Raw genomic sequence first — 24,082 nt, 5'->3', positions numbered from 1 at the left:
ACTAAAATTATATTTACGTTATTGAGGACAAAGATACTATTTTTCATTTTATATCGGTTTACACACTTTTTTATTTCCAACCATACCGGTATTGAAATCCGGAGAAATCATCCACATCACTGCATATTATCCGTTTTAGGGCGCAGGAAGTAGAGTTGCAATGCCAATGCTATTAAAACAACTACACTCAGCCAGGCAAAACCCAATCCTAATTCGCCACCGTCGGTCCATCGCCCTAATAAACTGGTGACGGCAGCCCCGGCAAACACCCCTGTCATATTCATGATACCATAAGCAGTTGCACGATATTTAGCCGATACGAACTGGCAAAGAATAGGCATATTATTCGCATCAAAGATTCCAAAACCGATGCCAAACAATAATCCGGCTCCCACAATACCTACCGTATTGTGTCCAAACCCTAATAGCATCAATGCCGGGATAGTAAGTCCTAAGCCGATAGCTCCTGTATAAACCCGGCCACGAATATTCTTTAATACCCATCTGTCCGAAAGGATTCCACCGAGAAGCACTCCGATAAAAGAAGAAACAGCAATAGTAATAGTTGACATCGGACCTGCTTCCGACATCGGGATATTCAGATTCTCGGCAAACAGGGTCGGCAACCAGTTTTTCGTGGCCCATCCCGGAAGGCTGGGAGCAGCAAAATAAAATAATATCACCCAGAATGCAACATTACTGAATAACAAAGACAAACCTTTAAAAACAGATGACTTCTGCTTCGGTTCCTCCCGACGCAAACGCTCTATCTCCATATGCTCCTTATTTTCGCGCAAAAAGACAACTAATATAAAAGCATAGACAATACCGATGATCCCAAACCAGTGAAAAGCCGTATGCCAGGAATAAGCGGCTGCTACGGTAGCTCCAAATCCGCCAATAGCCTGACCTGTGTAAAGTCCGGTCATATGAATTCCCACTGCCAACGAACGCGACTTATCCTGATGCCAATCTGCAATCAAAGAAAGTCCGGCCGGAATATAAAGCGCTTCACTCACTCCCATCAAAGCGCGTAACCAATATACTTGAGTGAACGTTTCGGCATATCCCATACCAAAAGTAACGGCAGACCAAACAAAAAGACTTCCTACAATCAGCCATTTCCGGTTTAATCTGTCAGCAATCATACCGGCAACAGGGCTCATAAATCCATATATCCAAAGAAAGACAGCCATCAAACGGCCGAAATTAGTAGCTGACTGTAATTCTGCAATATCCAATTGCATAGCATCTTTCATAGTCGAAAGCATCTGACGATCCATATAATTGAGTAATGCTACTCCCCAAAGAAGAGCTACTACAATCCAAGGATAAATTTTTGAGTTTTTCATGATTTCCTGTTCGTTTTCAATTATAATAGCGTATGCCCTCCTGCTTTTTTGCTCGTTATAATTTACTTGCTATAAAAACAAGTATATTCTCTCCGATTATCAATGATAAGAAAATAAATATTCCTGTCGCTTTCATCTTCAAAAAAAATAATCAACTGAAAAACAACAGTTTCCGTGGAATATTCTTACTATTTACAAAAGTATATACTAAACGGCACATTAAGTATATACTTTAACCACATATAAATATATACTTTTAAATATCAAAAATATATACTCTTATAATGGAGAATTCAGGGCCTTAAATTTCTAATTAACAATGTTAAAACGGGTGCCATCGGGATACGCTATAACCCCTATGGCAAGCCGTACTCTCTCTATTCCGAATAATTCATGAGCTATTAAGTAGTTGAGTAGTTGAGTAGTTAAATAGTCAAGTAGTCAAGTAGTAAGTAGTTGAATGATGAGGTAGAAAGTAGTTAAAGAAAACACATCAGACAAGTCATTTCTACTTGACTACTTAATTACTTGACTACTTAACTACTTGACTACTTAACTACTTGACTACTTACTACTTAATCGCTTCTCAACCACTGTCACAAATTATTCAAACTATATATTCTTAAGGTAATAATTCCCGGCAAAGCTCATACCCCTTTGTCATCATCCGAGGGATGTGGAAAGGTCCTTTAAAGATATTACCTTTTGCCGGTTGTGAGACTGTTCCATCGCGATGAAGGTATCCGTACCACTCTCCAAATTCATGATCAGGGAAATGGGCATATGTCCAATCACTGACCTGCCGGTGCATAGCAAGATACTTTTCATCTTTCGTAGCCTGATAAGCATACAGAGAAGCAATGATCGCTTCGGTCTGTGGCCACCAGAATTTCATGTCATGTGCATAATCCTGTGGGGGCAGGTTACGACAGTCGCGGAAGTTTATAATACCACCATATTCTTTATCCCATCCCCACTCCCACGACCAGTCGAGGATAGTAAGCGCCATATCGGTCAGTTGTTTATCCCAATTACGATATTTAGCCTCTTCAAGAATAAACCAAGAAGTTTCAATACAATGCCCCGGATTGATAATACGTCCATTAATCGTATCGATGAATTCCCCGTTGGAACCAACCGTCTCCAATAACGCATTGAATTCCGGATGCATAAAATCTTTCTGTAACAATGCAATCGAATCATCGATCTGCTTATCGAGTGCCGGATCGGCGATAGCAGCACGAATACGTGAAGCTGTATTGATGAGAATCATAACGATGGAATGGCCTTTCGACTGCACCGTATTCCAATACTTAGGTTCCAATACACCGGGAGTATTGAGAAAACGCTGTATATCTTTAAACAGTTTCAAAGCCTTTTCCGCATATTCCCTTTCACCCGAAGCGATAGCATATTCTGCCATAGCAATAGCTGCAAAAGTTTCAGAAAAGACATAACGACGTTTGCGCAAAGGCTCTCCCGATGCGGTAACTTCAAAAAACATACGCCCATCAGAATCAAAACAATGTTGCTCTATAAAGTCAATCGTACTTTTTGCAGCAGCCAGCCACTCCGGATTCTGTTCAATATGATTATAAGCATAACTGCATGTGAACGCAAAACGCCCTTGAAACCAAACTGATTTGGTAGTATCTATCAAAGAACCGTCACGATCCAAGCAGGTATAAACACCTCCGTTCCGAAGATCCAACCCATGCTTCAACCAAAAAGGCATTATATTTCCCAACATGTCGTCCCGGTAAGAGACTGACCATTTTTGTAGATATTCGGTTACATTCATAACATAAACGGATTAAAACTTATTACAACGATCAAAAAAGTGAATAGCTTCCAATTCTGCTTTCATACGAGCCTCTTCCTCGTCGGTCATATTCTGGAAAGGTGTACGATTCTTGCCCAAATCCAAGCCGATCAGTTTCATAATGCGTTTACCGCCTACAATATTACCTCTATAATGACAGATCACATTGATCACTTCCTGAGAGAAATTCTGAAGTTGACGCGCTTTCTCCAAATCACCGGCATTCCAGGCATCGATAATACCTACCAGATTACAACCGTTGTAGTTAGTGGTACCACCTATTCCTCCCTGAGCGCCTCCCATTGCCAGACAAGGAAGAATAGTCTCATCCTGCCCATGCAACATATCAAACTTTCCATCCTTATAAAGACGGCATTGATTGTACTCATACAAGCTCTCATAGGTGTATTTGATGCCTGCAAAATTAGGAATACGCCCGTCTACCGCTTCAAGAAAAGCTACCATAGACAGAAATGCCCCGTTAAAAGCAGGAATATGATAAAAATAGAAAGGAAGCTCGGGAGCACCGCAAGCAATCTCTTCACAGTATTTCACCAGTTCTTCTACACGACCTACCTTAGGGAAAGGAGGAGCCATCGCACCAATACCCCATGCTCCGATCTTTTGTGCATGCTCTGCCAAGCGACGACTCGACTTCACGCAAGTACTACCCACATGAACAATTACTTTAAAATTTTCCGGAGATACTTCGATCCAGCGTTCCGCCAACTTCATGCGCTCTTCTTCGGTGAGCATATAGCCTTCACCCGATGAACCGTTAATAAAGACACCTTTCAAACCATTTTTTGCCAACATCGCCGCATAGGCAGCAATCGGTTCGTAATTCACCTCACCATTTTCATAAAAAGGAGTGAAAGGGGCATTTATCAACCCGATAATCTTTTCCATAAGTATACAGTTTTATTCTATCAAACATGTGATTTAAACATTCATGCCACAAATATAGATATTTCTTAATTAACAACAAGATTATTTTTAAAATTTCTTATTATCAACTCGCAAATAAACAAAAATGATTTATTATATAATCCCTTATTAGACTATAAACAAAGAATATTAATAAATTAAAAAGGAAAAACAGAGCAAAATATTCAAATAACCCGTATATTTGTTCATCATAAACCACTAATATGGCATACATGAAACATAATTTGCTCAAAGAAATAGAAATAGGTTCCAAAAATGCTCTCGTAAAGAAGAGAATTATTACGCATTATATATATAATGGAAGCTCAACGATCACCGACCTTTCAAAAGAAATGGACTTGAGCGTACCCACCGTAACCAAGTTTATTGATGAGATGTGTGAAGACGGGTATATCAATGATTACGGCAAACTGGAGACAAGCGGCGGGCGCCATCCAAACTTATACGGACTTAATCCGGAATCCGGGTATTTTATCGGAGTGGATATTAAAAAATTCGCCATCAATATCGGACTTATCAACTTTAAAGGAGATATGATGGAGCTCAAAATGAATATCCCCTACACTTTTGAAAATTCAAAAGAAGGATTAAATGAATTATGCAAACTCATATCGAGTTTCATAAAAACACTTAGTATCGACAAAGAGAAAATATTAAATATCAATATGAACGTATCCGGTCGGGTCAATCCGGAATCCGGATATAGTTTCAGTCAATTCAATTTCGAAGAACGCCCGTTGGCAGATGTACTAACAGAAAAACTGGGCTACAAAGTAACCATAGACAATGACACCCGCGCCATGACCTACGGAGAGTATATGCAGGGCTGCGTAAAAGGAGAAAAAAATATCATATTCGTCAATATCAGTTGGGGATTGGGCATTGGCATCATCATCGATGGGAAAATATATACCGGAAAATCAGGTTTCTCCGGTGAATTCGGGCACGTAAGCGCTTATGAAAATGAAATCATCTGTCACTGTGGGAAAAAAGGATGCATTGAAACAGAGGCATCGGGATCGGCCTTGCACCGAATATTATTGGAACGTATCAAAAACGGAGAAAACTCAATCTTATCCAACCGCATATCATCGGAAGATCCGATAACTCTTGACGAAATCATTGCATCCGTCAACAAAGAAGACGTCCTCTGTATTGAAATAGTGGAAGAGATCGGCCAGAAGTTAGGGAAACAAATTGCCGGGCTTATCAATCTCTTCAATCCGGAATTGGTTATTATCGGTGGCACTTTATCGCTTACAGGAGACTATATCGCCCAACCGATAAAAACAGCCGTCCGCAAATACTCCCTCAACTTAGTAAACAAAGATTCGGCTATCCTCACTTCCAAACTGAAAGACAAAGCGGGAATTGTAGGAGCCTGCATGCTTGCACGAAGCAGAATGTTCGAAGATTAAATCTCGGACATCCGCTTCATAAAAGCCTTGATTCCCTCCTTATCGGCAACATCAGGCGCCCAAGGAGCCAGATTTTCAGGGATCAATGGAGCATAAGGCCCCTGCTTTATTTCATATATCACCGTATTGGGCTCAAGCACTATAATACAATGCCATATGCAAGGCGGAATTTCTATACCATACATGCCCTTATCCGGATTCAAATTCACTTTATCCGTAACATTACCTTCTTCATCAAACAGAATAGCAAGCAAACTACCTCGAAGAACGATATAAATCTCTTCTTTATCCGGGTTCTTATGACGATGGGGCGGCAAATACGTATCCGGCTCAAGTGCATTCAGCATACGATGAATCGGTGCATCCATTGACTCATGAAAATTGTAATTCATGCGCAGGCGCGGATTCTCTTTTGCCTGCCCGGATACATTATTCAGTAAAGAATCGGTAATTAATTTCATAGAATCCTCATTTCATTTTTTCAACAGAATCAGCGGTAACTACAACCAAAGCGGAACCTAACCCTACAATACGAAGCATCAGTTTGTCTTTTCCCTGATAATCGACCAGTTCTCCTTTCACACCTTTGAGCTGTCCATGAACAACTTGAACCATCACACCAGATGCCAATTCTTCTGTAAATTCAACAAGTTCATCTGTATTTTCTACCATACTGCGGAAAGTTTCCATCTGATCTTCCGGAATAGAAACATATCGCCCCTCTTCCCGAAGAAGAAAAGAAATCCCTTTCATACTTTTAATTCTGGTAACTTCGTCCATCGGCAAACGTACAAAGACGCATCCCGGAATAACCGGAACCATCACCTTCCTCTTACGATTATTCCATGAACGAACTATAGACTGAAGTGGTAAATAGCTCTCAATACCTGCTTTATCAAGCTGTTCTTTTACACTCTTCTCAGCCTTTACTGCTGTATACACAGCATACCAACAAGATGTTTTTTCTTCTATTTTCCTGTTTGTTGTTTCCATCCCTTTAATAAGTCTTTCACAAAAAGCATCCATCTTATCCAACCAATATCCGCCAAAAATAAATAAGAATCAAGATATTACCTAATAAATCCGGCTTCCAAAGTATCACCATTTATCATACTGTCACTTACACAATCATCAGTCCGCACTTTGCTTATTTGCAATAGCTGAACTGTCTGACTATATATATCATAAACAATAAATCTACGCATAAGATATTCAGATTAATCTTTTTGAGTCTTTTATAAACTGGTCACAAAGGTAATATATTATTTTCATAATATACATTTATTTTATTACTAAGTTTTAGAATTTGTATCAAAAGCCAGTTATAAGTCCCCTGACAACTTAGTAACTTTCGCATACAAAAGCCGTTTTTATAGGATATGCAGCAAGATTAAGATTCGAAAAATCAAATATATATTAAAAACATATCATTTTGCCAAGGCTATTACCTTATAATAAAAATCACCAATCATCTTGCCTTTTATAAACGCTCTCATTTCAAATATGACAAATAGTTTCTTCAATATATTCTCTATCCACATCCATTTTTTCAATGCTATAGCTTTACAAATTCCATTCCATAACTGCTTATTTATCTCCAGAGAAATCCCATGCTACTATTCTTTTTTTAATAAGAGAATGCCAACTAACTGAAAGACAGAAACCAAAGAAAATAATAATCAAAAAAAAGAAGATTTCTTTTTGATTATTCGAATAAAGCTGTAATTTTGCATGCCGTAAACGGACAATGCCGCTATAGCTCAGTTGGTAGAGCAACGCATTCGTAACGCGTAGGTCGCCAGTTCAAGTCTGGCTAGCGGCTCTTTCATTAAGCACTGATTATTTTAATCGGTGCTTTTTGCTTAAATAGAATAATGTATTCAAAAAAAACACCTATAATCGTTATCTGAACAAGCGTACTAATTGCGATACCGGTAGTTTTTTCAAGTTAATCCTGTTTTAGTAAAAAACGCATCACAATCAGTTTTAGCCATGTCATGAGCCGAAAAAGGAATCAAAAAAAGAAAAAAGCCCAAAAATATTCCCAAATAGGATGTATTATTACTATCCTAGTTTTAATACCTGTTTTTTATGGTTTATACCTTTATTTTCAACAATCCGAAACGCTCCCCTCTTTTCCGGACAAGACAGTCAAAATTCCTGCTACATCCATTCGACAGCCGATACCGACAGCCGAAGAGCTTACGATACCGCGAATGATTATTCCCAGAAAAGAACAAATCATCCACCATACCGGATATAGCGTATCATATAATGAAAATCTCCGCCTGCCTAACTGGGTCGCATATGAACTGACACGCCAAGAGACACAAGGCAATGCTAAAAGAACCGACCGTTTCATTACCGACCCTTCGGTAAAAGGTATCATTGCTACCAATGCTGATTACGCACGCTCAGGATATGACAAAGGACACATGGCGCCCGCAGCCGATATGAAATGGAGCAATACGGCAATGAAAGAATCATTTTACTTTAGCAATATGTGCCCGCAACACCCGGAACTGAACAGACGCAAATGGAAAGACCTGGAAGAAAAAATACGTGATTGGGCCATTACCGACAGTGCTATTATTATAATTTGCGGACCTATTATAGAAAAAACGCCACAGAAAATAGGAAAAAACAAGGTAACAGTTCCACAAAAGTTCTTCAAAGTAATTTTATCACCTTTTACCACATCACCTAAAACCATTGGATTTCTATTCAAAAACGGACGTTCCGTATCCCCACTCGCCACTTACGCAGTATCAGTGGACAGTATTGAAACACTGACGGGAATGGATTTCTTTGCCCCTCTGCCTGATGATTTGGAAAACAAAATAGAATCACAAGTGAATTGCGACCAGTGGGGACTTTAAATCCGGGCAATAACCCTAAAACGCATTTATACCAATAACATCATCGGCATTCAAAAGCAAATAATAGCTAAACACTCAAAAAACAGTCTCCACCAAGTCGCCTATTTAGTCGAATTCTTATTACCTTTGATGAGTTTTTATAATGTGAACGTCTTTTTATGGACAAGAAAAAGAAAAAAATCCTTATCAGCCTAACGGCTATCTTCTTTATAGTCTGCATAGCAGGAATCGGTACTTTTTATTACTACCTCCTGTATCCGCAATTTCATCCCGCTAAAACAGTTTATGTGTACGTAGACCGTGACGACACGGCAGACTCCATATATAATAAGGTGAAAGCAAAAGGACATCCCGGTAACCTTACCGGATTCCGCTGGATGGCAAAATATCGTGAATTAGAAAAAACCATCCACACCGGCCGCTATGCCATTCGTCCCGGAGAGAATGTATACCATGTTTACAGCCGGATATCCCGTGGTTATCAAGAGCCGGTCAACCTGACAATCGGCAGTGTAAGAACGCTCGACAGGCTGGCACATAACGTAGCCAAACAATTAATGATAGATTCTATCGAAATTGCAACTTTACTATTCGATTCCACTTTTCAGCAAAAAATGGGATATGACAAAGAAACAATGGCATGCATGTTTATTCCCGAAACTTACCAAGTATATTGGGATATGAGTGCCGACAGCTTCTTCGAGCGTATGCAAAAGGAACATAAAAGATTCTGGAATGACGAACGTCTTGCCAAAGCACAAGCTATAGGAATGACTCCGGAAGAAGTGTGCACGCTGGCATCCATCGTAGAAGAAGAGACAAATAATAATGGGGAAAAACCTATGGTGGCAGGATTATACATCAACCGGTTGCAAAGAGGCATGCCGCTTCAAGCAGATCCTACGATCAAATTTGCATTGCAAGACTTCGGATTAAGAAGAATCACCAACGAGAACCTACGGGTTGAATCTCCATACAATACTTATATAAATACCGGACTTCCTCCGGGACCGATCCGCATTCCTTCCACTAAAGGCATAGATAGCGTTCTTAATTATGCAAAACACAATTATATTTATATGTGTGCAAAAGAAGATTTTTCGGGTACCCACAATTTTGCATCCAATTATACCGACCATATGGCTAATGCCAGAAAATATTGGAAAGCATTGAACGAAAGAAAGATTTTTAAGTAATCCTGTAATAAAATGATCTTAAAAATGTATCTTTGCCCAAATAAATAATAGAACTGTGACTAACACTAATTAAAAAGATATATGAGCAAGCAACTCTTACTTGGCGATGAAGCCATTGCACAATCTGCATTGGATGCTGGGCTTTCAGGCGTTTATGCCTATCCGGGCACCCCTTCAACTGAGATAACGGAATATATCCAATCATCCCCCGTCACGAGTGAACGGAACATACACAGCCGTTGGGCCGCCAACGAAAAGACAGCAATGGAGGCTGCCTTGGGAATGTCATTCGTAGGTAAGCGGGCACTGGTTTGCATGAAACATGTAGGCATGAATGTAGCCGCCGACTGTTTTATCAATTCAGCAATCACCGGTGTAAAAGGCGGACTTATCGTCGTTGCAGCTGATGATCCCAGCATGCACTCCTCTCAAAACGAGCAAGACAGTCGTTTTTATGGTGATTTTTCATTGATTCCGATGTATGAGCCGAGCAATCAGCAAGAAGCTTATGACATGGTTTACAACGGATTCGAATTTTCCGAAAAGATCGGCGAACCATTATTGATGCGTATGGTTACCCGCCTGGCGCATTCCCGTTCCGGAGTAGAACGAAAAGCCCAAAAGCCGCAGAATGAAATATCTTTTGGAGAAGATCCGCGTCAATTTATTCTTTTACCGGGTAATGCACGCAAACGCTATAAAGCATTATTATCACGCCAGGACGAATTTATCAAAGCATCCGAAGAATCTCCCTATAACAAATATACCGACGGTCCGAACAAAAAGACAGGTATCGTAGCCTGTGGCATCGGATACAACTATCTAATGGAAAACTATCCGGAAGGCTGCGAATATCCGGTATTGAAAATAGGGCAATATCCGCTACCCAAAAAGCAATTAATGCAATTAGTGGAGACTTGTGATGAAATTCTTGTTTTGGAAGACGGGCAACCGTTTGTAGAAAAACAATTGAAAGGGTATTTGGGTATCGGATTGAAAGTGAAAGGACGTCTTGACGGTACACTTTCACAAGACGGAGAATTAAATCCGGATTCCGTAGCACGTGCCGTAGGAAAAGAAAACAAATCCGAATTCAAAGTTCCGGGTATTGTAGAGATGCGCCCGCCCGCCCTATGCGAAGGTTGCGGCCATCGCGATATGTATACCACTCTGACTCAAGTACTAAAAGAAGAATATCCTACTCATAAAGTATTCAGTGACATCGGATGTTATACATTGGGAGCCAATGCGCCGTTCAATGCCATAAACTCCTGTGTCGATATGGGGGCATCCATTACGATGGCAAAAGGTGCTGCCGATGGAGGATTATATCCCGCCGTAGCCGTTATAGGCGATTCGACTTTTACCCACTCCGGAATGACCGGATTGCTGGACTGTGTTAATGAAAATTCAGATGTTACCATTGTTATTTCCGACAATGAAACAACAGCTATGACAGGTGGCCAAGATTCTGCCGGTACAGGACGTATCGAAGCAATCTGTACCGGACTCGGAGTAGATCCTGCACATATCCGTGTAGTAGTTCCCTTAAAGAAGAACTACGATGAAATGAAACGGATCATACGTGAAGAACTTGATTATCACGGTGTATCCGTTATTATCCCCCGCAGGGAATGTATACAAACATTAGCACGTAAAAAAAGAAGTAAATAAGCCATGAAAAAAGATATTATACTATCAGGAGTAGGCGGGCAAGGTATCCTGTCAATCGCCACAGTCATCGGCAAAGCAGCCTTGAAAGACGGACTTTATATGAAACAGGCAGAAGTACACGGGATGAGTCAACGTGGTGGAGACGTACAGTCTAACCTGCGCATCAGTGACCAACCTATCGCTTCAGACTTGATACCATCGGGGAAATGTGACCTGATCATATCCTTAGAACCCATGGAAGGATTACGGTATCTTCCCTATCTCAGCCCGGAAGGATGGCTGGTGACCAACGAAACACCGTTTATCAATATTCCAAATTATCCGGCAGAAGAAAAAGTACTGGAAGAGATTAACAAACTGCCTCATAAAGTGGTCTTGAATGTGGACAAAGTAGCTAAAGAAGTAGGATCGGCACGTGTCGCCAATATTGTTCTATTAGGAGCCACTATCCCATTCTTAGGAATAGATTACACAAAGATACAGGATAGCATCCGTGAAATATTCCAGCGCAAAGGGGATGCTATTGTAGAAATGAACCTCAAAGCGTTGGCAGCCGGAAAAGACATAGCAGAAAAATTAATGTAATCATGTGTATCCTGCCGATATGTCAATCGGCATAACAACTGTTCAAAACATACAATTGGCATATCGGCAGGACAGCACATTGAATAATTGTTCAAACCATGAATACAAGATACTGGGAAGAAGAAATAGAAACGATGAGTCGTGAAGAACTAAAAGAATTGCAATTACAACGACTCCGTAAAACAATTTCCATAGCAGCAAACGCTCCTTATTATAAGGAGGTTTTTGCCAAACACGGCATTACCGCCGACTCCATCCGGTCACTGGAAGATATTCGTCAAATACCATTCACAACCAAAGCGGATATGCGTGCCCATTATCCTTTCGGCCTCGTAGCCGGTGATATGAAAAATGACGGAGTACGAATCCATTCATCCAGCGGCACAACCGGTAATCCAACTGTCATAGTACACTCACAGCATGATCTTGACTCATGGGCAAACTTGGTGGCACGATGCCTTTACATGGTTGGAATCCGTAAAACCGATGTATTTCAGAACAGCTCCGGATATGGAATGTTTACAGGAGGATTAGGATTTCAATACGGTGCCGAACGGTTAGGAGCATTGACCGTACCTGCTGCTGCCGGTAACAGTAAACGTCAGATAAAATTCATCAATGATTTTAAGACGACTGCCTTACACGCAATCCCCAGCTATGCCATACGCTTGGCAGAAGTATTCCAGGAAGAGGGTATGGATCCGGCAGGCACCACCCTAAAAACCCTTGTCATCGGAGCAGAACCGCACACCGATGAACAAAGAAAAAAAATAGAACGCATGTTGGGAGTGAAAGCCTATAACAGCTTTGGAATGACAGAAATGAACGGCCCGGGAGTAGCCTTCGAATGTACCGAACAAAATGGTATGCACTTTTGGGAAGATTGCTATTACGTAGAAATTATCGACCCGGAAACCGGCGAACCTGTCCCCGAAGGAGAAATAGGAGAATTGGTACTGACCACACTCGACCGAGACATGATGCCCCTGATTCGTTACCGGACGCGCGATCTTACACGTATTCTTCCGGGCAAATGTCCTTGCGGGCGTACTCACTTGCGTATAGACCGAATCAAAGGACGCAGCGATGATATGTTCATCATCAAAGGGGTTAATATTTTCCCAATGCAAGTCGAAAAAATATTGGTGCAATTCCCGGAATTAGGCAGCAATTACCTTATTACCCTGGAAACCGTCAATAATCAGGATGAAATGGTCGTTGAGGTAGAGTTAAGCGATCTTTCCACTGACAACTATATTGAGCTGGAACGTATTCGTAAGGAGATTACCCGCCAATTGAAAGATGAAATATTAGTAACACCTAAACTGAAATTGGTTAAAAAGGGCTCTTTACCACAAAGCGAAGGAAAAGCAGTACGAGTAAAGGACTTGAGAGATAACAAATAATTCAATATAATTATATGTCTAATGCGCCAATTAAGAAAATTGTTTCTTCAGTTGGCGCATTCGTACATCCATACTTTAATCATACCTTATGCAACTATTAAAAAAAAGAATCCTGCAAGATGGAAGATGCTTCGAGGGAGGCATTCTGAAAGTAGACAGTTTTATAAACCATCAAATGGATCCCGTACTGATGAAATCTATCGGAGTAGAATTCGTACGCCTTTTTGCAGGAACCAATGTCAATAAGATTATGACGATAGAAGCCAGTGGTATCGCTCCGGCCATTATGACCGGTTATCTGATGGATTTACCGGTGGTATTTGCCAAAAAGAAATCTCCTAAAACCATACAGAACGCATTAAGTACCACAGTTCATTCTTTCACCAAAGACCGTGATTATGAAGTTGTCATCAGTAGTGATTTTCTAACCCCCGAAGACAACATTCTTTTCGTTGATGACTTTCTGGCATATGGAAACGCCGCCTTAGGTGTTTTAGACTTGATCAAGCAATCCGGAGCTAACCTGGTAGGAATGGGGTTCATTATAGAAAAAGCCTTTCAAAACGGGCGTAAAACACTCGAAGAAAGAGGTGTACGCGTAGAAAGTCTCGCCATTATAGAAGATTTATCCAATTGCCAGATTAAAATAAGATAGCTTCTTCTATTTTTCATTCGGATTAAAATATTGTCCTTTTTTCCCCGTCACGCTCCCGTATTGTACAGCATTTTGGGGACAGATATGATAACAGGCCAAACAAGAAGTACAATCTGTTCCCCAAACAGGTTTCCATCCTACCATTACAATATTGTTCATAGGACAAGCTTTTTCACAACGTTTGCAAGCTATACAAGCATCTGTGGTATGAAACTTCCTCGCAGATATCCCCCATTTTGTGAAAAACGGATTAATTATCTTCGTTTTTATAAAAGGGAAACTACCTTCATGGCATTGAAACACCTCTTTTCCTTCTTCCAACATACTGCCTATTTCTGCCAATTTTGGAATCGCATCAGTCAGTTTCCGTTCTTCAATCTCTTTAGAGTCCACATCAAACCCCGGGAGTAATACATAATTATTAGGCATAATAACAGAAAATCCGGCATCACATTTCCATCCCCTTCTTGATACAGCATTGCAAAACACCTGCTGAGTCAATCCGGTGTCATCCCCGCAAGAACATACAAAAAAAAGATACTGCTTATCATAGCGCTGAAGATTCAGTTGTTCTATAAACTGCAACACAATGGGAGGAGGCCCCCAGGAATACACAGGAAACACAAAGCCGATTTTTTCTTTATCAGCCATTTCATAATCAAATATCGCGTTTCGCATTGTTTCCGGAATAAATATCAATTGCTCCTTAAGCCTGTCAGCAAGCTGTTCTGCAATCCATTTAGAGTTTCCTGTACCCGAGAAATAAAAAATCATAATTGAGATTTTTTTAATAAATCAATATAAAAAGAAGGGCGGTAGTCTTCGAATGATTACCGTCCTTCTCCGTTATAAAAAAGCCGCACCGACGATGTGATGAAACTCTGATAGAACAAGATTTGAGTGCTCGCCCCCTTTGTAATCCACCGGCTAAAAGCTGTCCCGAAAGATGTGGCCCGCCATTGAGAGCAGAAGCGTTCTCGGTATATCAGATTAATTTGAAGAGTTTCCCGATCAAGTCGATACGGCTAATACTTTAACTACACAAATGTAGTAACTTTGTATGAGATAAACAAGAAAAATATAGAATTTGTTTATTCTAAAAGCCACTTTTTATAGCCTGAAAATTCTTTAGTAATAATAAAAATGCCGATCACTTTTCAGTAATCGGCATCTATTATTCTTAAACTGTGCAACTTAAGCCGCTTTAGCTTTAGCAACTACAGCTTTGAAAGCTTCCGGATGATTCATTGCTAAATCAGCCAAAACCTTACGGTTTATTTCGATACCGGCTTTATGCAAGCCACCCATCAATTTAGAATATGACATTCCTTCAAGGCGTGCAGCTGCATTGATACGTTGTATCCAAAGAGCGCGGAAGTTTCTTTTCTTGTTTCTACGGTCACGGAACGCGTATGTCAAACCCTTCTCCCAAGTGTTTTTAGCTACGGTCCAAACATTTTTTCTTGCACCAAAGTAACCTCTGGTCAATTTCAAAATTTTCTTTCTTCTTGCTTTTGAAGCAACATGATTTACTGATCTTGGCATAGTTTTACTCTTTTTTGAATGTTAGCGCCGTTACTTCACGTAGCGAACTTAAAGCTAATGCATTCGGTTAATACTTTAATAATACTTTTACGCTTTTGATTACTTCATAGCTAAGAGTTCCTTAACCTGGCTTACATTTGTTGTATCAACAGTTGTAGAGTAGCACAGATTTCTCTTTCTCTTTTTAGTTTTCTTAGTCAAAATATGACTATGAAAAGCGTGCTTTCTTTTGATTTTACCTGTTCCGGTAAGGGTAAACCTTTTTTTAGAACCGGAGTTAGTCTTCATCTTTGGCATCTTACTTGATTTTAAATTATTAAATTATATGGCAACGCACTATACCTGCGCGTTACGCATTTCTGTCTTATTCTTCTGCTGCCTTATCCGCAGGCTTTGGAGCTGCAGGCTTCGGTGCAGCCGGCTTTTTGGGAGCGCCTTCTTTCTTTTTCGGAGAAAGCTGGATAGTCATACGCTTACCCTCTAAAACAGGCATTTGATCTACTTTTGCGTAATCTTCCAAATCATTGGCAAAACGCAACAACAGCACTTCACCCTGTTCTTTAAAAAGAATGGAACGTCCTTTAAAGAAAACATAAGCTTTCACTTTGTCCCCGTCTTCAAGAAACCCTTTAGCATGTTTCAACTTAAAGTTGTAATCATGATCATCCGTTTGAGGTCCGAAACGTATTTCCTTTACGTTCACTTTCACCTGTTTCGCTTTTTGTTCTTTCTGACGTTTCTTTAGTTGATAAAGAAATTTTGAATAGTCAATAATACGGCAAACCGGGGGTTGTGCATTAGGGGAAATTTCTACGAGGTCTAACCCTTTTTCTTCCGCCATTTTTAATGCCTGGGAAATAGGATATACCATAGGTTCCACTTCGTCGCTTACAATGCGAACTTCCTTGGCGCGAATCTGCTCATTGATTCTGTACTGCCCTTTTAAGCTGTCATTCTTCATCAAATAACCTTTACTTCCGAATTGTTTTTTATTGTCTACCAAAATTTGTTTATTTATTAATTGGGCGCAAAGTTACCATTTATTTATCATATTTTGAACTTCTTCGTTCAAAATTTTAGCAAAATCTTCAAATTTCATGGTACCTTTATCACCTTCGCCTTGTCTACGAACTGAAACTTCTCCATTTTCTGCCTCTTTCTCACCGACAATCAGCATATAAGGAATACGTTTCATCTCATTATCACGTATCTTACGGCCGATCTTTTCGTTACGATCGTCAACGATCGCACGAATTTCATGTGTCTTCAGATACATTTTCACCTGTTCGGCATAATCATTGAATTTTTCACTGATCGGCAGGATAGCAACCTGGTCCGGAGTTAACCACAATGGGAATTTACCTGCAGTATGCTCTATCAACACTGCTACAAAACGCTCCATTGACCCGAACGGTGCACGGTGAATCATCACCGGACGATGTTTCTGGTTATCAGAACCCATATATTCAAGTTCAAAACGTTCCGGTAAATTATAATCCACTTGAATCGTTCCCAACTGCCAACGACGGCCAATGGCATCTTTCACCATAAAATCAAGTTTCGGGCCATAGAAAGCAGCTTCGCCATATTCTATCTTCGCCTTCAAGCCTTTTTCTTCACAAGCTTCAATAATAGCCTGCTCTGCCTTTTCCCAGTTTTCATCGCTACCGATGTACTTTTCGCGATTCACTTTGTCACGCAAGGATATCTGTGCCTCAAAATTAGTGAAATCCATGGAACGGAACACGATCGAAATAATATCCATCACCCGAAGGAATTCACCCTTCACCTGATCGGGACGACAAAAAATATGCGCATCATCCTGTGTAAAGCTACGTACACGGGTCAAGCCGTGAAGCTCGCCGCTTTGTTCATAACGGCACACCGTACCGAACTCAGCAATACGCAAAGGCAGATCCTTGTAAGATCTTGGGAAGTTCTTATAGATTTCGCAGTGATGCGGACAGTTCATCGGTTTCAGGAAATACTCCTCTCCTTCTTCCGGAGTATGGATCGGCTGGAAAGCATCCTTACCGTATTTAGCATAGTGACCGGAAGTTACATACAATAACTTATTGCCGATAGGCGGAGTTATTACCTCCTGATAATCATAACGGGTCTGAATGCGGCGCAAGAATTCCTGTAAACGCAAACGAAGCGCTGTTCCCTTCGGCAACCACATCGGCAAACCTTTTCCTACTGTTTCGGAGAACATAAAGAGTTGCATTTCTTTACCAATCTTACGATGGTCGCGCTTCTTTGCTTCCTCCAGCAATACCAGATATTCATCCAGCATTTTCTTTTTCGGGAAAGTAATACCATAAATACGAGTCAGCATCTTACGATCTTCATGACCACGCCAGTAAGCGCCTGCTACAGAAGTCAGCTTTATGGCTTTGATAGGTGCTGTCGTCATTAAGTGAGGGCCACGACAAAGATCGGTAAACGCCCCTTGTGTATAAGTAGTGATATGTCCGTCTTCCAATTCAGAGATCAACTCGCATTTATAAGTTTCGCCACGGTCACCAAACATTTTCAAAGCATCGTTTTTAGCGATGTCTGCACGAACTACGGCCTCTTTCTTAGCTGCCAGTTCAGCCATCCTGGCTTCTATGGCAGGCAGATCGGATTCCTTAATGATCGCTTCTCCCGGATCGACATCGTAGTAAAATCCATTCTCAATAGCCGGTCCGATACCAAATTGTATCCCCGGATAAAGTTCCTGCAATGCTTCGGCCAGCAAGTGGGCACTTGTATGCCAGAAAGCATGTTTACCTTCCTCGTCCTCCCATTTATAAAGCACAATAGAGGCATCCTCATTGATAGGACGGCCTAAATCATAAATCTCACCATTCACGCCACAAGCCAGTACATCCTGAGCCAGACGCGAACTGATACTTTCTGCAATCTGCAGACCGTTCACTCCTTCGCTATATTCACGAACAGAGCCATCGGGAAATGTTATCTTTATCATAATGTGATGTTATATTTTTCTTTTTAGCACGCAAAAATAACTAATTCTTTTTGAGTTTTCTATTATTTATCAAAAAAATGTTATTCGCCCTGATCGGTGAAGCGCTTGATTATATTGTATGCCGAAACAATTCCCAACTCTCCGGCCTTACTCAAATCGGTGATACCTTGTTTATTATTCCCAAGGAATATATGGGTCAGCCCACGGTTAAAGTAAGCGTCGGCAAAGTCATGATTCAAGTCAATAGCCTTGTCATAATCAACCAATGCAGCCCTATAGTCTTTCAACATGGCCAACACATTGGCACGATTATAGTAAGCATATACAAAGTCCGGAGCCAATGCAATAACTTTATCCAAATCGGCTTTCACAACATCATAATCTATTACACCAATTTCCTTCGAGCCATCCCCGCCTTGTTTTGCATTTGCAGCCTCCTCTGCTTTCTGATACTCCAACTGCTTACAACGTACTAAAGACCGCATAAAGTAAGCCGGGAAAAATTTATCGTCAAGTAAGATAGCCTGCGTCAAATCATCCATTGAGCTCGCAAAGTCCTGTACCAGATAAAAATCGAGTGCACGGGCAAAACGCTTCGCAGCACTTTTCTCATCTTCCACAATTGCCGATGTATGTGCATCGATCAAGGCAAAATGGAATTTAACCTGCTCTTCTGTCAGTGGCGCTTCCATATTAGTTATACGCAAACGTTTTGGAAAGATCCCCGACTGGTTCAATTCATCAATAAACGTATGATAATTCACAGAGCGTTTTACATCGCTCATCTTTTCATAATAAGTAAGTGCAAACAACGGTTCCGGCTTAATCGTCACGTTACGATCCTGTACCCGTCCCCTATAATCGCTCTTGTATTGACGTTCCTGTTCGGAATCGTCGGCAATTACTATCTTCCGATAGTTATTCATATTCTTATCCGACTTTTTACGTGTCTTGCCTTCATCCTCCTCATTATCATCCTCCTTGTTTTGATCATTCTGTGCCACATCATTTTTCGAAACGCCATTCTGACGATCCAACTGCGCTTTCATTACCTTAAACTCATCCGCCTCGGCTCCTTTACGGTCTCCAATTTTTTTACGCGCTTCAGCACGCTGGTAATAACCGGCCAAGAAGTTAGGATATTGGTTGATCACAGTCGTATAGTCTTCTATCGCCCCACGATAATCTCCGGTCTGCGCACGTAGCAAACCTCTATTAAATGTAGCCATCATGTTATCGGGCTCCATCTCGAGCACAAAGTTGAAATCTTCAATCGCACGATTATCATCACCTACCTGAGCACGCAACAGACCACGGTTATAATGTCCGATAAAATTATTAGGATCGATATCCAATGCCAGATCATAATCACTCATGGCACCTCTCAAATTATTCTGATGAAAACGAGCCAACGCACGATTTATATAATTTCCGGCATTCCGTGCACTCAGGCGAATTGCTTGATTAAAGTCCGCTTCCGCCTCGGCATACTTGGATTGTTGCAATTGGACAATTGCCCGGGAAGACCATGCATCCGGATCGTATTTATCCAATTCGATAGCCGTATTGAAATCTTTTAACGCCCTAATAGTGTCTTGTTGTTTCAGTGCAACCTCTCCCCGCATCAGATAAGCGCGTGTATATTTAGGAGAGATTGTAAGCAGCTTTTCCAAATCATCTTCCGCAGCCTTGTAATCTTTCTTTTGAATATGGCACAAGGTCAGATTATGCCAAAGTGTAATATTCTCCGGCGCGTAATGCAAAGCTTTTTTATAATCTTCAATCGCCCCATCGTATTTATTTTGACGAATACGTGCCAAGCCACGAATCTGATAAGCCCCCACTACAAAAGGATTACGTTCGATCGCTTTATCACAATCAGCTTCCGCACCTTGAAAATCATCCAGATTTATTTTTGCCAATCCCCTGAAAAAATAAGGTTCATACAGATAAGGCTTTGCATTAATCACCTGGTTAAAATATTGAATAGAAAGCACATAATCCTCAAAATAAAGAGCATTACGGGCTATCATCATTACCCGTTCCGTATTTATCTGAGCACATACCAGTGTAGGTAGCAGCAGAAGAGCTACTAATATCTTTTTTATCATTGGCTTTTGAATATACTTAATAAATGAAACAAAAGTAATGCTTTTCGTCTATTATACAGGGATATCAGATAACTTTTTATATTTTTTGAGCATTTGATGCGACATAAAAGCTACTTCAATATGAATTTAAAACAAACTCTCTACTTGTCAATATGACAAGTAGAGGCAAACTGTATTTTTTCGAGTTTGCAATACAAGAAGATTTCATGGAAAGCAGCACATCAAGCCAAGCAACTGTATATCAATCATATAAACAAGTATTTCCTAAAGAAGAAGGGTCTATTTTCTCTAATACAAGAAAGCGTTATTAAGACTGTGTTAAATAGTATTCTTTGGCAATAAGAATACTATTTCCTGCACTTAAAGAATTAATGTTTTATCGGGAGGAAACCGTACTTTGGAAAAATCAATTAACAATGTTAAATAATTATCCTGCCAAAACGGATTTAGTAATGTTTTAAAAATAATCTGGCACCTATTGTTCCGGTTTGATCGGATCATTTCATTTTGGAAGTTTCCTCTAAAGGACGTTTTTGTCCATCGGAATATATTATTCACATAAAATCTCCCCCCTTCACCGGCTTCACCTTTTTTAATCAAGCTCCCTATTCATCTGTAATACAGAGTGAAGGCACGCTCCAGTCTCTCGGTAATCGTGTTTGCCGCCCGTATGCCCGGTACTCACCACCCGTATGCTCGGTGTTCATCGCCCGCATACCCAATACTTGGGAGACATTTGCACAGAGACAGAAAAACGACAACCGCCCTTCACCCAGTATTGCCGATGAACAAAGCAGTGAAGCAAAAAGGTGAAGGCGGTGAAAGGGATGAAAAACATACAAAAGAGACATTCTGAAGAATAAAAAACATTCACCGGAAAAAAGATGCTACATCTTTTTTTAAAACCTGCACATCTTTCCGTTGAAACCTGTTACATCTTTTTCGGAGAGATGCTACGTCTTTCTTTGAAAGGCACTATGTCTTTTTGAAAGAGATGCTACGTCTTTTTCAAGCAGGCAGGAGTTACATTGATGTGAAGTATATGGGTTGGATTAACGCTCTGTCACAACTTACCTTTTCACGATTACTTAGAAACCGTTTCAATTTTTATAATATTTCTTTTTTGTTTCTTGATCAATAAACAGAATATCTGCCCACCCAATAAGCCTACATACAGTATTATTTTATTTGCTTCATTTTATAAGAGCTGCGAGCCTTTCCTTTCAGCATGGTATTCAATTTACCCTTTATCATTTGCTTGCGAAGCGGCGAAATATGGTCAATGAACATTTTTCCATCCAAATGATCAAATTCGTGCTGCATCACACGTGCAAGATATCCTTCAACCACTTCATCATGCTCTACAAAATTTTCATCCATATACTTCACGTGAATCCGATTCCCTCTTTTCACCGTTTCATGAATACCCGGCAAACTGAGACAACCTTCTTCCATTGCCACTTCCTCGCCACCGACTTCAAGAATGTGCGGATTAATGTATGCCCGGTTAAAATCTTTAAATTCAGGGAACTCATCCGACAGAGGATCCAACGTAATTGTCACCACCCGGATAGGAAGTCCGATTTGAGGTGCCGCAAGTCCCACACCATCCGCATGCACCATCGTCTCAAACATATTTTCAATCAGTTTCTTTAATTCCGGATAATCAGGGGTAATGTCTTCGGCCACTTTTCTCAATACAGGTTGGCCGTATGTGTAAATTGGTAAGATCATATTTTACTATTGCTATTTTATTATATTATTCTCTATATTAAAAACGTTTGCTTTCAAGATATGTTTGCAAAATAATGGTAGCACTGATTTCATCAACCAAGGCCTTATTTTGCCGATCTTTTTTCTTTAATCCGGCCTCCAACATGGTACGATGTGCCAGCACAGAAGTGAAACGTTCATCCACAAATTCAACAGGGATTTCCGGCAGTCTTTTCTTTAAAGAACGGACAAACGGATCAATATACTTCATACTCTCGGATGCTTCATTATTCATCTGTTTAGGCAGACCTACAAGAATACGCTCTACCGGTTCTTTTTGTACATAACCGGTTATAAAATCCAATAATTCATGCGTAGGTACAGTAGTTAAACCGTTTGCAATGATCTGCATCGCATCACTGACAGCTACTCCCGTACGCTTCCTACCATAGTCTATTGCTAATATTCTACTCATAATTGGGGACAAAAATACAATTATTATTTTGATTATAACCCATTGCCATACAAAAAAAGGATGCCTATTTACAGACATCCTTTCCCTTAAAATTCAGAGCAAAGCTCTGTTAATCCATATTTTATTCCAGAATTACTACACGATTCAAGAAATCTTTGCCGAACATATTAGCAGTACCACCATAGCCAATGAGTTCCATTTGTTTTTCACTAACTCCCTCATTCACAAGAGCATCATAAACTGCTTGAGCACGTTTTTCAGACAACTCTTTATTCCATTTTGCACTACCGGTTGCACTGTCACAATATCCTGCGATTTTGTACTTCTTATCAGGATTGGCCTTCATCAATTTAGCAGCCAACTGAATGTTGACCTTTCCGTAATCGTCGATCTTAGCACTGCCTATCTTAAAGAAAACAGCACGCGGACCGGCAACTTCAACTTCTTTCACAACCTCCTGAACAACAGGCTTAGCATTTGCCATCGCGTTTTTAGTATCAGCCAAATCGCTCTGAGCTTTGGCTAATTCATCGCGATACTTGTTCAACTCGTCGTTAATAGCATTCTGATCGACTTTAGAACTGCAAGAAACAAACTTCTTGCCGCCAAATGTATAAGTAGCACCGGCTGTCAGATGAAGGTAACCGTCGGTGTTACCACTGCTATATGCACCCAAAACAGAAGGAGTAACCTGTCCGCGAGCTTCTACGTCGATGGCCCATTTCGGATTGATATTGAACTTAGCACCTAAACCAAGACTGGCACCAACTAAACAACGAAGTTCATGACCGGTAGGTCTTGTACGATCATAATCCAACTCTTTCTTGATAACCGTATGTCCGTCTTCCACCGTCTTATGTTCCGAATAAACGACATCCCAATGGCAATAGTTTTTCACTACATTCATAGAAGGACCGGCAAAAAAGTTCAATTCAAATACGCGCCCCGGTTTATAGCCACAGAACAAGTTTGTCAGGTTCAAAGTACCATCCAAATTGATACCAATGTAGTTTTCTTTTCTTTCCACTTTCGGCGCATTCAAACTCTCAAACGGATAATTTGTTTCCATCTTCGAGCTCCATCCGTATACTTGGCCACGGAATCCCCAGATAGGATTAATCAATTTTCCAATTGACAGATTCACCAGAGGGGTAATAGACTTCCCGAATTTAGTATCCGGATTCGTTGTAGCCTGCACTCCACCTCCTACACTGATATAGATATTATCCTTCCAGCTCTCGCTGTAGTATTTATCTTTAGTCTGTGCAGAAACAGCAGTTGCAGTTCCAGCTAACAACAGAGATAATATTACTAATTTACTATTCATTT

Annotated in this window: 22 protein-coding genes and 1 tRNA gene; 9 read left to right on the top strand and 14 right to left on the bottom strand. The window is 40.5% G+C overall.

Annotated elements, in window-relative coordinates; all coding sequences use genetic code 11:
* Positions 1-116: 116 nt before the first annotated feature.
* The 3 genes from RB604_RS12615 to RB604_RS12605 all read right to left on the bottom strand — a co-directional run bounded on the left by RB604_RS12615 (position 117) and on the right by RB604_RS12605 (position 4,083).
* The gene (locus RB604_RS12615) at positions 117-1,352 is read right to left on the bottom strand and encodes an MFS transporter (protein WP_005923478.1); all 1,236 of its coding nucleotides are present in this window, start codon (positions 1,350-1,352) and stop codon (positions 117-119) included.
* Positions 1,353-1,974: 622 nt separating this feature from the next.
* Positions 1,975-3,153, bottom strand: a complete 1,179-nt coding sequence (locus tag RB604_RS12610) for an AGE family epimerase/isomerase (RefSeq protein ID WP_005923484.1) — start codon at positions 3,151-3,153, stop codon at positions 1,975-1,977.
* 12 nt (positions 3,154-3,165) lie between these two features.
* Complete coding sequence (locus tag RB604_RS12605) at positions 3,166-4,083, bottom strand: dihydrodipicolinate synthase family protein (protein WP_005923487.1); 918 nt, start codon at positions 4,081-4,083, stop codon at positions 3,166-3,168.
* Between the two features lie 251 nt (positions 4,084-4,334).
* On the opposite strand from RB604_RS12605, the gene RB604_RS12600 reads away from it, so the two are divergent.
* Complete coding sequence (locus tag RB604_RS12600) at positions 4,335-5,540, top strand: ROK family transcriptional regulator (RefSeq protein WP_025819702.1); 1,206 nt, start codon at positions 4,335-4,337, stop codon at positions 5,538-5,540.
* On the opposite strand, the gene RB604_RS12595 is transcribed toward RB604_RS12600, so the two are convergent.
* Entirely contained in the window at positions 5,537-6,001 is a 465-nt protein-coding gene (locus tag RB604_RS12595; RefSeq protein WP_005923493.1) for a WbuC family cupin fold metalloprotein, read from the bottom strand. The two genes, RB604_RS12600 and RB604_RS12595, sit on opposite strands and share 4 nt — an antisense overlap.
* 7 nt (positions 6,002-6,008) lie before the next feature.
* Positions 6,009-6,533 (bottom strand): UpxY family transcription antiterminator, encoded by a 525-nt coding sequence (locus tag RB604_RS12590; protein ID WP_055295061.1) that lies wholly within the window; start codon positions 6,531-6,533, stop codon positions 6,009-6,011.
* Positions 6,534-7,289: 756 nt separating this feature from the next.
* Here RB604_RS12590 and RB604_RS12585 point away from each other — a divergent pair.
* The 7 genes from RB604_RS12585 to xpt all read left to right on the top strand — a co-directional run bounded on the left by RB604_RS12585 (position 7,290) and on the right by xpt (position 13,935).
* Positions 7,290-7,362: transfer RNA gene (locus RB604_RS12585), tRNA-Thr, on the top strand.
* 175 nt (positions 7,363-7,537) lie between these two features.
* Entirely contained in the window at positions 7,538-8,419 is an 882-nt protein-coding gene (locus tag RB604_RS12580) for a DNA/RNA non-specific endonuclease (RefSeq protein ID WP_005923503.1), read from the top strand.
* A gap of 158 nt (positions 8,420-8,577) precedes the next feature.
* The gene (gene mltG / locus RB604_RS12575) at positions 8,578-9,615 is read left to right on the top strand and encodes an endolytic transglycosylase MltG (protein WP_055294932.1); all 1,038 of its coding nucleotides are present in this window, start codon (positions 8,578-8,580) and stop codon (positions 9,613-9,615) included.
* 81 nt (positions 9,616-9,696) lie between these two features.
* A complete protein-coding gene (locus RB604_RS12570) occupies positions 9,697-11,289 on the top strand; it encodes a thiamine pyrophosphate-dependent enzyme (protein WP_005923509.1) in 1,593 nt (530 codons plus the stop codon).
* A 3-nt stretch (positions 11,290-11,292) separates the two neighbouring features.
* A complete protein-coding gene (locus tag RB604_RS12565; protein ID WP_055294930.1) occupies positions 11,293-11,874 on the top strand; it encodes an indolepyruvate oxidoreductase subunit beta in 582 nt (193 codons plus the stop codon).
* 98 nt (positions 11,875-11,972) lie between these two features.
* Positions 11,973-13,280 carry a phenylacetate--CoA ligase gene (locus tag RB604_RS12560; RefSeq protein WP_005923515.1) on the top strand — a complete coding sequence of 436 codons (1,308 nt, stop codon included), beginning with the start codon at positions 11,973-11,975 and terminating at the stop codon, positions 13,278-13,280.
* An 88-nt stretch (positions 13,281-13,368) separates the two neighbouring features.
* Positions 13,369-13,935, top strand: coding sequence for a xanthine phosphoribosyltransferase (gene xpt, locus RB604_RS12555; RefSeq protein WP_005923517.1), 567 nt, complete (start codon positions 13,369-13,371; stop codon positions 13,933-13,935).
* A gap of 6 nt (positions 13,936-13,941) precedes the next feature.
* Here xpt and RB604_RS12550 read toward each other — a convergent pair whose 3' ends face one another.
* The 6 genes from RB604_RS12550 to RB604_RS12525 all read right to left on the bottom strand — a co-directional run bounded on the left by RB604_RS12550 (position 13,942) and on the right by RB604_RS12525 (position 20,565).
* On the bottom strand, positions 13,942-14,709 hold the full coding sequence (locus RB604_RS12550; protein WP_005923519.1) for an EFR1 family ferrodoxin: 768 nt from the start codon (positions 14,707-14,709) through the stop codon (positions 13,942-13,944).
* Between the two features lie 420 nt (positions 14,710-15,129).
* Positions 15,130-15,480, bottom strand: coding sequence for a 50S ribosomal protein L20 (rplT, locus tag RB604_RS12545; protein ID WP_004297540.1), 351 nt, complete (start codon positions 15,478-15,480; stop codon positions 15,130-15,132).
* A gap of 99 nt (positions 15,481-15,579) precedes the next feature.
* Positions 15,580-15,777 carry a 50S ribosomal protein L35 gene (rpmI, locus tag RB604_RS12540; RefSeq protein ID WP_004326827.1) on the bottom strand — a complete coding sequence of 66 codons (198 nt, stop codon included), beginning with the start codon at positions 15,775-15,777 and terminating at the stop codon, positions 15,580-15,582.
* 67 nt (positions 15,778-15,844) lie between these two features.
* On the bottom strand, positions 15,845-16,441 hold the full coding sequence (infC, locus tag RB604_RS12535; protein WP_081623164.1) for a translation initiation factor IF-3: 597 nt from the start codon (positions 16,439-16,441) through the stop codon (positions 15,845-15,847).
* 72 nt (positions 16,442-16,513) lie between these two features.
* Positions 16,514-18,454, bottom strand: a complete 1,941-nt coding sequence (gene thrS / locus RB604_RS12530) for a threonine--tRNA ligase (protein WP_005923525.1) — start codon at positions 18,452-18,454, stop codon at positions 16,514-16,516.
* Between the two features lie 80 nt (positions 18,455-18,534).
* Complete coding sequence (locus tag RB604_RS12525) at positions 18,535-20,565, bottom strand: tetratricopeptide repeat protein (RefSeq protein ID WP_055294928.1); 2,031 nt, start codon at positions 20,563-20,565, stop codon at positions 18,535-18,537.
* A 507-nt stretch (positions 20,566-21,072) separates the two neighbouring features.
* On the opposite strand from RB604_RS12525, the gene RB604_RS12520 reads away from it, so the two are divergent.
* Positions 21,073-21,378: a hypothetical protein gene (locus RB604_RS12520; RefSeq protein WP_130058522.1), complete on the top strand. Its 306-nt coding sequence runs from the start codon at positions 21,073-21,075 to the stop codon at positions 21,376-21,378.
* A gap of 366 nt (positions 21,379-21,744) precedes the next feature.
* Here RB604_RS12520 and def read toward each other — a convergent pair whose 3' ends face one another.
* The 3 genes from def to RB604_RS12505 form a co-directional block, all read right to left on the bottom strand.
* On the bottom strand, positions 21,745-22,299 hold the full coding sequence (def, locus tag RB604_RS12515) for a peptide deformylase (RefSeq protein ID WP_005923530.1): 555 nt from the start codon (positions 22,297-22,299) through the stop codon (positions 21,745-21,747).
* 37 nt (positions 22,300-22,336) lie between these two features.
* Positions 22,337-22,753, bottom strand: coding sequence for a Holliday junction resolvase RuvX (gene ruvX / locus RB604_RS12510; RefSeq protein WP_025819732.1), 417 nt, complete (start codon positions 22,751-22,753; stop codon positions 22,337-22,339).
* A gap of 121 nt (positions 22,754-22,874) precedes the next feature.
* The gene (locus RB604_RS12505) at positions 22,875-24,080 is read right to left on the bottom strand and encodes an OmpA family protein (protein ID WP_005923534.1); all 1,206 of its coding nucleotides are present in this window, start codon (positions 24,078-24,080) and stop codon (positions 22,875-22,877) included.
* Between the last annotated feature and the right edge of the window lie 2 nt (positions 24,081-24,082).

The organism is Bacteroides salyersiae, assembly GCF_031172035.1.
Lineage (GTDB): Bacteria > Bacteroidota > Bacteroidia > Bacteroidales > Bacteroidaceae > Bacteroides > Bacteroides salyersiae.
This window is presented reverse-complemented; position numbering and strand designations above follow the sequence as displayed.

Excerpts from the sequence above, each read along its gene's own strand:
- RB604_RS12505 (WP_005923534.1), bottom strand. The coding sequence starts at position 24,080 with ATGAATAGTAAATTAGTAATATTATCTCTGTTGTTAGCTGGAACTGCA.
- xpt (WP_005923517.1), top strand. The coding sequence starts at position 13,369 with ATGCAACTATTAAAAAAAAGAATCCTGCAAGATGGAAGATGCTTCGAG.
- rpmI (WP_004326827.1), bottom strand. The coding sequence starts at position 15,777 with ATGCCAAAGATGAAGACTAACTCCGGTTCTAAAAAAAGGTTTACCCTT.
- RB604_RS12525 (WP_055294928.1), bottom strand. The coding sequence starts at position 20,565 with ATGATAAAAAAGATATTAGTAGCTCTTCTGCTGCTACCTACACTGGTA.
- def (WP_005923530.1), bottom strand. The coding sequence starts at position 22,299 with ATGATCTTACCAATTTACACATACGGCCAACCTGTATTGAGAAAAGTG.
- mltG (WP_055294932.1), top strand. The coding sequence starts at position 8,578 with ATGGACAAGAAAAAGAAAAAAATCCTTATCAGCCTAACGGCTATCTTC.
- RB604_RS12565 (WP_055294930.1), top strand. The coding sequence starts at position 11,293 with ATGAAAAAAGATATTATACTATCAGGAGTAGGCGGGCAAGGTATCCTG.
- RB604_RS12550 (WP_005923519.1), bottom strand. The coding sequence starts at position 14,709 with ATGATTTTTTATTTCTCGGGTACAGGAAACTCTAAATGGATTGCAGAA.
- RB604_RS12605 (WP_005923487.1), bottom strand. The coding sequence starts at position 4,083 with ATGGAAAAGATTATCGGGTTGATAAATGCCCCTTTCACTCCTTTTTAT.
- RB604_RS12580 (WP_005923503.1), top strand. The coding sequence starts at position 7,538 with ATGAGCCGAAAAAGGAATCAAAAAAAGAAAAAAGCCCAAAAATATTCC.
- infC (WP_081623164.1), bottom strand. The coding sequence starts at position 16,441 with ATGAAGAATGACAGCTTAAAAGGGCAGTACAGAATCAATGAGCAGATT.
- RB604_RS12560 (WP_005923515.1), top strand. The coding sequence starts at position 11,973 with ATGAATACAAGATACTGGGAAGAAGAAATAGAAACGATGAGTCGTGAA.
- rplT (WP_004297540.1), bottom strand. The coding sequence starts at position 15,480 with ATGCCAAGATCAGTAAATCATGTTGCTTCAAAAGCAAGAAGAAAGAAA.
- RB604_RS12600 (WP_025819702.1), top strand. The coding sequence starts at position 4,335 with ATGAAACATAATTTGCTCAAAGAAATAGAAATAGGTTCCAAAAATGCT.
- RB604_RS12570 (WP_005923509.1), top strand. The coding sequence starts at position 9,697 with ATGAGCAAGCAACTCTTACTTGGCGATGAAGCCATTGCACAATCTGCA.
- RB604_RS12610 (WP_005923484.1), bottom strand. The coding sequence starts at position 3,153 with ATGAATGTAACCGAATATCTACAAAAATGGTCAGTCTCTTACCGGGAC.
- RB604_RS12595 (WP_005923493.1), bottom strand. The coding sequence starts at position 6,001 with ATGAAATTAATTACCGATTCTTTACTGAATAATGTATCCGGGCAGGCA.
- ruvX (WP_025819732.1), bottom strand. The coding sequence starts at position 22,753 with ATGAGTAGAATATTAGCAATAGACTATGGTAGGAAGCGTACGGGAGTA.
- RB604_RS12615 (WP_005923478.1), bottom strand. The coding sequence starts at position 1,352 with ATGAAAAACTCAAAAATTTATCCTTGGATTGTAGTAGCTCTTCTTTGG.
- RB604_RS12590 (WP_055295061.1), bottom strand. The coding sequence starts at position 6,533 with ATGGAAACAACAAACAGGAAAATAGAAGAAAAAACATCTTGTTGGTAT.
- thrS (WP_005923525.1), bottom strand. The coding sequence starts at position 18,454 with ATGATAAAGATAACATTTCCCGATGGCTCTGTTCGTGAATATAGCGAA.